This window comes from Oleiphilus sp. HI0080, from assembly GCF_001635135.1.
Genome location: NZ_LWFU01000564.1, coordinates 1 through 2,198 on the forward strand (window position 1 = coordinate 1; position 2,198 = coordinate 2,198).

Annotated in this window: 3 protein-coding genes; all 3 read left to right on the forward strand. The window is 48.2% G+C overall.

Annotation, left to right across the window (positions count from 1 at the left end; translation table 11 throughout):
• The first annotated feature begins 164 nt into the window (after positions 1-164).
• Positions 165-461, forward strand: coding sequence for an STAS domain-containing protein (locus A3751_RS12480; RefSeq protein WP_068456489.1), 297 nt, complete (start codon positions 165-167; stop codon positions 459-461).
• A 139-nt stretch (positions 462-600) separates the two neighbouring features.
• Entirely contained in the window at positions 601-843 is a 243-nt protein-coding gene (locus tag A3751_RS12485; protein WP_068456492.1) for a BolA family protein, read from the forward strand.
• A 33-nt stretch (positions 844-876) separates the two neighbouring features.
• Positions 877-2,139 (forward strand): UDP-N-acetylglucosamine 1-carboxyvinyltransferase, encoded by a 1,263-nt coding sequence (gene murA / locus A3751_RS12490; RefSeq protein WP_068456495.1) that lies wholly within the window; start codon positions 877-879, stop codon positions 2,137-2,139.
• The last annotated feature ends 59 nt before the right edge of the window (positions 2,140-2,198 follow it).

The window sequence follows — 2,198 nt, forward strand, 5'->3', positions numbered from 1 at the left end:
GAAAATGTCATCGTATTCGGCATCAACATCGGTCTGGCATTTAGGGATAAATTTGATAGTGAAATGAAATCTCGTAAAGGCGATATTGAGGCGGTTATTTCGAACTGGAGTGTTGATCTAGAGATTGACGTTCCTGAGGGCGCAGGTCCTCTGGAGGAGAGCTAGTGTATTCGGTGACAACGCGAGACGATGCCAGTGTGAGTTTAAGTGGAGAGGTTGCGCGTAGCGATTTGGTTGAGGTTCGGGCATCTATCGAGCGGTTGGTTGAGGCGCATGATGCTCCTCGCGTTGTCGTTTATCTGAAGGATCTCAAGTCCTACAATAGTCAGATTTTGTCTCTGTGCTTGTGCTTGATTCGCAAAGCAAAAAGCCTTGATATTGAGCTCGAGTTTAAAGAACCTCCACAGAAACTTTTTGATATGGCTCGCGTTGGTGGGCTCGAGTTCATATTTAGTCATTAAACACTCTGTTTTTATTTTTTCTCTAATACTTAACTGGGGCGCTAAATCGCCACAGCTTGTCCTTTAGTGCCTGCACTGATTGCTGTATGATACGCGCCCAATTAGCTCATCGATTTAATCGCTTAGAAAGGGTGTTTGTATGCAAGCAAACGAAGTTGAAGCGCTCGTAACAGCGCAATACCCAAATATGGAAGTTGTTGTTGAAACCGACGGATATCAGTATCAGTTGCGCGCAGTGGGTGATGAGTTCGACGGATTGAACAAAGTAAAGAGGCAGCAGCTCATTTACGGTTGTCTTAATCAGCACATTGTCGACGGCACAATACACGCCGTTGTTATGCAGACCTACACGCCTGCAGAGTGGGCTTCGCAGGGCGAATAAGGTCCGGCAATCAATTATTAAAGTAAGGCTCTTATGGATAAATTAGTTATTGGTGGCGGTGTCGCTTTAGATGGCGAGATTCGTATTTCCGGCGCTAAAAACTCAGCGCTACCGATTTTGGCGTCAGCGTTGCTGGCCAGTGAACCCGTTACAATCGGCAATCTCCCGCACCTTCACGACATCACAACGATGATTGAGCTCATGGGGCGTATGGGCGTTGAGTTGATGATTGATGAGAAAATGAGTGTTGAGATCAACGCCATGACGATCAAAGATCTGAATGCGCCCTACGATCTTGTAAAGACAATGCGCGCGTCTATCTTGGTGCTCGGTCCTTTGCTTGCGCACTTTGGTAAAGCGGAAGTATCTCTTCCTGGTGGTTGCGCGATTGGCAGCCGGCCTGTTGACCTGCACATCAAGGGTCTGGAAGCAATGGGCGCCGACATAGCGGTAGAGGATGGTTACATCAAGGCGCGTTCTAATGGGCGTTTGAAAGGCGCAACCATTGTTTTTGATGTGGTCACCGTAACAGGTACCGAGAACCTTCTAATGGCCGCTGCGCTCGCTGAGGGTACGACGATTTTAAAAAATGCTGCGCGGGAGCCTGAAGTTGTTGATTTGGCAGAGTGCTTGATCGCGATGGGGGCAAAAGTAACTGGGCATGGTTCCTCTGAAATTGTGATTGAGGGAGTGGCGAATCTTAAAGGTACGCATTATGACGTGATGCCTGACCGAGTCGAAACCGGTACTTATCTGGTTGCTGCCGCAGCAACTGGAGGACGCGTAAAGCTAAAAGATACGCGCGCTGATATTTTGGATGCGGTGTTGGTGAAGCTCGAAGAAGCTGGAGCTGAGATCACTGTAGGCGAAGATTGGATTGAGCTTGATATGAAAGGCAAGCGGCCAAAAGCTGTTTCCTTAAGGACCGCTCCTTATCCTGCGTTTCCCACTGATATGCAGGCGCAATTTGTCTCGCTTAACTGTATCGCCGAAGGGGCGGGTTCGGTCACAGAGACAGTGTTCGAAAATCGTTTTATGCACGTTCAAGAGCTGCAGCGAATGGGCGCGGATATTAAGCTTGAGGGTAATACGGCCATCATTACAGGTGTTGAAAAGCTTCAGGCTGCGCCGGTTATGGCGACGGATCTGAGAGCGTCGGCGAGTCTCGTTATTGCTGCGCTTGTTGCTCAAGGTGATACCGTGGTTGATCGCATCTACCATATTGATCGCGGTTACGAATGTATTGAAGAAAAGTTACAGTTATTGGGAGCAAAAATTCAGCGCTTGCCGGGCTAGGTTCGCTACTGATTTAAATACGATATGTCTGACTCTCTGGTTATCGCCTTATCAAAAGG

Bases quoted from the DNA above. Each gene is read 5' to 3' on its own strand.
- A3751_RS12485 (WP_068456492.1), top strand. From the start codon at position 601: ATGCAAGCAAACGAAGTTGAAGCGCTCGTAACAGCGCAATACCCAAAT.
- murA (WP_068456495.1), top strand. From the start codon at position 877: ATGGATAAATTAGTTATTGGTGGCGGTGTCGCTTTAGATGGCGAGATT.